Here is a 4,711-nt window from a genome sequence, read left to right on the forward strand (position 1 = left end):
CGTTTGCCTGGCTGAGGACATTCGCGTTTCTAACGAGCTTTCAGGCGGCGCCTATGATGACGACTATGTGTGATTGCCCGGCGCCTCGATGGCGGCACGCGAAGGCGGGTACTGTTCGATCGGAAATCAGGCGGACAATCTTGATAATGGGAAAATAAATGAAGCGCGGCGCTGGGTTTCTGATACATAAAGATCGCCCAATATGTTTCAAGCACGAGGTGCACTTCCGACAGTGCGGAAGCCGAAGCAACTGTCAATTAGACCTATGCCTCATCAGGGTAGGTTTCGAACTCCGTACTGATCTCGTTACCTCAATCCCGCAGAAGTTCCGACGAGGCGGAGAGTTCCAGGCGATAAGGCGGCACGTTGTCTGATGTCTGTGAGCCAATCGCGTTGTGTCGTCGCGATGGTGTCACTGGCCCGTCATCATGAAGCAGCCGGGAAATTCCCGCTTCCGGCGATCCTGCGTTGGGGGAGGATCAAGTTTGGGTTCAACAACCCGGTGCTGGTGGACGGCGAGAACGACATCATCGCGGGGCATGGCCGGGTGCTGGCGGCGCGGAAGCTGGGGCTGGAGCGCGTGCCGGTCATCGAACTGGCGCATCTGAGCGCCACCCAGAAACGGGCCTGTATCTTGGCCGACAACCCGCTGGCCGAGAATGCCGGCTGGGACAGGGATCTGCTTTCGGTGGAACTGGCGGATCTGGATGAGCTTGGGATCGAGTTGGGGGATCTTGGCTTCGACGGCGCGGACCTCGACGCGCTGCTTGGGCATGGCGAAGCCAACGCGCGGGAAGAAGAAACGCCCGAACCGCCCACCCATCCTGTCTCGCGCCCCGGCGATCTTTGGCGTCTCGGCAACCATCGCCTGCACTGCGGGGATTCGACCGATGCCGTGGCGGTCGAGCGGTTGCTGAACGGTGTCGCGCCGCACCTGATGGTCACCGACCCGCCCTATGGCGTTGACTACGATCCCGGCTGGCGGAACGCCACAGGCGCGACGAAGACGCAGCGCACCGGCAAGGTTCTGAACGACGACCGGGCCGACTGGCGGGCGGCCTGGGCGCTGTTTCCCGGCGACGTGGCCTATGTCTGGCACGGCGCGCTGCATGCTTCGACGGTGGCCGAGAGCCTTGTCGCCAGCGGCTTCGAGATCCGCTCGCAGATCATCTGGGCCAAGGAACGGCTGGTGCTCTCGCGCGGGCATTTTCACTGGCAGCACAAACCCGCCTGGTACGCCGTCCGAGGCAAGGCGCATTGGTCGGGCGACCGCAAGCAATCGACGCTCTGGAGCATCCCCAACCGTGACCAGGACGCGCAGACGGTGCATGGCACGCAGAAGCCGGTGGAATGCATGCGCCGACCGATCCTCAACAACTCCAGCCCCGGGCAGGCCATCTACGAGCCTTTCGCTGGATCGGGGACCACGCTGATCGCGGCAGAGAGCACCAAGCGCAGATGTCTAGCGATGGAACTGGACCCGGCCTATGTCGATGTCTGTCTGATGCGGTGGAAGGCCTTCACCGGGCAGCAGGCGGTGCTCGACGGCGATGGGCACTGCTTTGCAGAGATCGCGTCCGAGCGCGAGGAGGCGGTTACACGAGCCAGACCCGCGTCATGTCCGCCATGGCGGCCCTGATCAATGCCACCGTCGGCTGGGGTGCGGCCCTGGCCCTGCAGTTGACCGTCTTCCCTCTGGTCGGTCTTCATGCCAGCCCCGGTCAGCATTCAGCCGTGAGTTGCGCCTTCACGGCCTTGTCCTTCGCCCGCATGTACCTCCTACGCCGCCTCTTCGCGAGACTGGTCTGATGGCACGTCCCACCATCACCCCGACCGATGACCAGGTCCACGAGGTCGAGACCCTCGCCGCGCTGCTGAACCAGGACCAGATCGCCGATTACTTCGGGATCTCCCGGACCACGTTCAAGGCGATCCGGGAACGGGACGCGGAGGTTGCCGCCCGCTATAAAAGGGGCAAGGCCAGGGCCATCGCCCATGTCGCCAACGGTCTCCTGCAGAAAGCCCGGGCCGGCGACACCACCTCGTCGATCTTCTACCTCAAGACGCAGGCCGGCTGGCGGGAACAAGCCCCGCCGGAGGACATGGGCGACGACTATGCCGGACTCTCGGACGAGGACCTGATCGCGCGCTTCCAGGCAGTTGAAGTGCAGTTTCGGGAGGCCGTGGGCTCGGCGGGTCCTTTCGTTCTTGATGCGCCCGACACGCCGGAGGCGGGATCCTGATGGGACGCAAACACAAACCCAAGCCACATACCCTTGCACGAACCTCGCTCTCGGCACCGCCGCGCTGCCCGGCGCATCTGAACGAGGTCGCCCGCAAGGAATGGCGCCGACTGGCGACCCCGATGTACGAGGCGGGCATCCTGACGCTGGCGGACCGGGCCGCGCTGGCGGCCTATTGCCAGGCCTATGCCCGCTGGGCCGAGGCCGAGGAACGCCTGAAGGAGACCCCGGCGCTGCTGAAGACGCCCAGCGGCTATGTCCAGCAGTCGCCCTGGCTGACGGTGGCCAACAAGCAGATGGAGCTGATGGCGCGCTACATGTCGGAACTCGGGCTGACGCCTTCGGCGCGGACAAAACTGAGGCAGGACTCCGAAGCTCAGAAACACGCGCCCGTCACCTTCGTCTGGCGCACGATCCTGGACCCCGGCGACGAAACCGGGACAATCGAGCACGTAAAGGCGCTGGAACTCCCGAACCGGGATGATTGAGCCGCCCGTTCGCTACACTAACCAGCTGTTCCGATGTACAAAACTGCCAAACGAAGGGTGCGCAGGTCTGTACATGGGGATCGGGAAGATCATCGCCTACGAGCGCGTCTCCACGGCCCGGCAAGGTCGCTCCGGGCTTGGGTTGGAGGCGCAGCGCTCGGCCATCGAGGCCTTTGCCGCGTCACGCTCGGCGGGGGGCTTCGCCCGCTTCACCGAGGTGGAAAGCGGTAAACGCAACACCCGCCCCGAACTGGACAAGGCCCTCAACCTCGCCCGCCTGACCGGAGCAACGCTGGTCATCGCCAAGCTCGACCGCCTCAGCCGCGATGCCGCCTTCCTGCTGACCCTGCAAGCCAGCGGCGTGTCCTTCCTTGCCTGCGATATGCCCGAGGCGAACGACCTGACCGTCGGCATCATGGCCCTCGTCGCCCAGCAGGAGCGCGAGACGATCTCCCGGCTTACCACGGAGGCCCTGGCGGCGGCAAAGGCCCGTGGCGTGAAGCCTCGGAAACCCCAACGGCGCGGCGGCGCTACGACGAGCCGGCAGGGGTGGCGTGGCGCTCAGGGCGACTGTGACGAAGAATGCAAATACCTTCGCCGAAGACCTGCGGGAGGTGGTGGAAGCGATACAGTCCGAGGGTTACACCACGCTGCGTGCCATGGCAGATCAGTTGAACGCTCGCGGCATCCGGACCCGGCGCGGCGGGCGCTGGCATGTCTCGACCGTCAGGAACCTGCTGAAACGGCTGGAGTCCTTGCCATGACCGTCCAAAAGGGTGATCCCGTAGCAGCAACGCGGAGCGGCGAAAGGCCTGTAGATTTCTATGCATATTCGCCGAGCAGTTCCGAGAGGACGACGCCCCGCACAAACGGCGCCATTCCGGCAGGCCCGGAAGCGCGATCTTTCACATGGATGCAAAGGTCCGGCCGCAGCCCCGCGATCACGCCGATCAGGTCGCCGCGAACGCGGTCATCAAGTCCGGCGCCCATCACGACCGTCGCAATGTCCGGTTCGCTTTCAAGCTGGCTGACCACTTCGTCCCGATTGTGAGCGCCGAGCCATTGGACGGGCAAGTCTTCGAGTTCGCGCGCCACAGTCTCCACCACCGCCGGAAGGCGTCCTACAAGCAATACGACTGGTTTCATTACCTCTCCTCCTATTGCAGCCCCGCCGGGCGTCTGCGCCAGACATCTTCTTCAGCAACAGAATGAGCCCAACTTCGCGCCACTCATCATACGATCAAAATGACGACCCTTCATGTGAACCAGAGAACAGTGATCTCCGGCCTCGAACCAAATATCGTCCAGTCCATGCATTTCGGTGTCCATCACCGTCGGAACGCCGTAGGCCATGCCTACCGGCGGCGCTGCTCCGACTTCGCAATCATCGAATACCTCCGCCAGCTCATCTTCGGGGGCGAGGCCGATACGGCGATCCATCATTGCCTGAAGCCGGTGTAAATCGACCATCCGGTAGCTTGGAACCACGGCGATGAATGGTGTCTCTTCCGAATGGATCAAGACGGATTTGGCCAAATGGTCGCCGGGAACATGCGCTATGTGCGCGGTCTCACTGGCGGTCACGGTTGGCTCATGCGTGACCATGTCGAAAGGTAGAGCCTGAGCTTCGAGGTGCATTTTAAGACGATGGGCAATAGGCATGTCGGCCTCCTGTGGAAAGGGGCGCCAGTGCCGCGCGGTTGTCTACAACGACGAGAGGCGCAACCGAGGCGCCGATGGTGTTGAACAGGTCCTTGGAAGTATGTCACCGAAACCCCTTCCAGCGCAAGAATGGTGTGACGGTCGTGACCCAAATGGAATGGGTTTCGGGGTTGGGTTGAGGGCCCGTGCCGGCCGATACTCGCTCGGTTCTGGCGGAACTGCTTCGGGCTGATGTTCGTGTCCCAGAGCTGGAAGCGACGGGTCGAAGGGGGGGCAGGCCGTTGGCGATGGCATCTCGACGAGATCTTCGAGAAGATC

The 4,711-nt window shown here is 63.3% G+C and carries 7 protein-coding genes and 1 pseudogene; 6 read left to right on the forward strand and 2 right to left on the reverse strand.

Annotated features, from left to right (window positions below; translation table 11 throughout):
• Window positions 1-373 precede the first annotated feature (373 nt).
• The 6 genes and pseudogenes from PVW46_RS13690 to PVW46_RS13715 all read left to right on the forward strand — a co-directional run bounded on the left by PVW46_RS13690 (window position 374) and on the right by PVW46_RS13715 (window position 3,495).
• Entirely contained in the window at window positions 374-1,639 is a 1,266-nt protein-coding gene (locus PVW46_RS13690; RefSeq protein ID WP_069208461.1) for a site-specific DNA-methyltransferase, read from the forward strand.
• Window positions 1,627-1,809, forward strand: a complete 183-nt coding sequence (locus PVW46_RS13695; protein WP_274576218.1) for a DUF7220 family protein — start codon at window positions 1,627-1,629, stop codon at window positions 1,807-1,809. The genes PVW46_RS13690 and PVW46_RS13695 overlap by 13 nt, the downstream gene beginning before the upstream one ends.
• Complete coding sequence (locus tag PVW46_RS13700) at window positions 1,809-2,243, forward strand: hypothetical protein (protein ID WP_274576220.1); 435 nt, start codon at window positions 1,809-1,811, stop codon at window positions 2,241-2,243. Before PVW46_RS13695 ends, PVW46_RS13700 begins: the two co-directional genes overlap by 1 nt.
• Window positions 2,243-2,731 (forward strand): phage terminase small subunit P27 family, encoded by a 489-nt coding sequence (locus PVW46_RS13705; protein ID WP_069208459.1) that lies wholly within the window; start codon window positions 2,243-2,245, stop codon window positions 2,729-2,731. The genes PVW46_RS13700 and PVW46_RS13705 overlap by 1 nt, the downstream gene beginning before the upstream one ends.
• Before the next feature lie 73 nt (window positions 2,732-2,804).
• Window positions 2,805-3,170, forward strand: a pseudogene (locus PVW46_RS13710) (recombinase family protein); the annotation flags it as partial.
• Window positions 3,171-3,303: 133 nt separating this feature from the next.
• Window positions 3,304-3,495 (forward strand): recombinase-like helix-turn-helix domain-containing protein, encoded by a 192-nt coding sequence (locus PVW46_RS13715; RefSeq protein ID WP_274576222.1) that lies wholly within the window; start codon window positions 3,304-3,306, stop codon window positions 3,493-3,495.
• 58 nt (window positions 3,496-3,553) lie between these two features.
• Here PVW46_RS13715 and PVW46_RS13720 read toward each other — a convergent pair whose 3' ends face one another.
• A complete protein-coding gene (locus PVW46_RS13720) occupies window positions 3,554-3,877 on the reverse strand; it encodes a hypothetical protein (RefSeq protein WP_043147220.1) in 324 nt (107 codons plus the stop codon).
• A gap of 51 nt (window positions 3,878-3,928) precedes the next feature.
• Window positions 3,929-4,393 (reverse strand): aminoacyl-tRNA deacylase, encoded by a 465-nt coding sequence (locus PVW46_RS13725; protein WP_069208458.1) that lies wholly within the window; start codon window positions 4,391-4,393, stop codon window positions 3,929-3,931.
• Window positions 4,394-4,711: the final 318 nt, after the last annotated feature.

The sequence above is a fragment of the Mameliella sp. AT18 genome (genome assembly GCF_028807275.1).
GTDB lineage: Bacteria > Pseudomonadota > Alphaproteobacteria > Rhodobacterales > Rhodobacteraceae > Antarctobacter > Antarctobacter albus.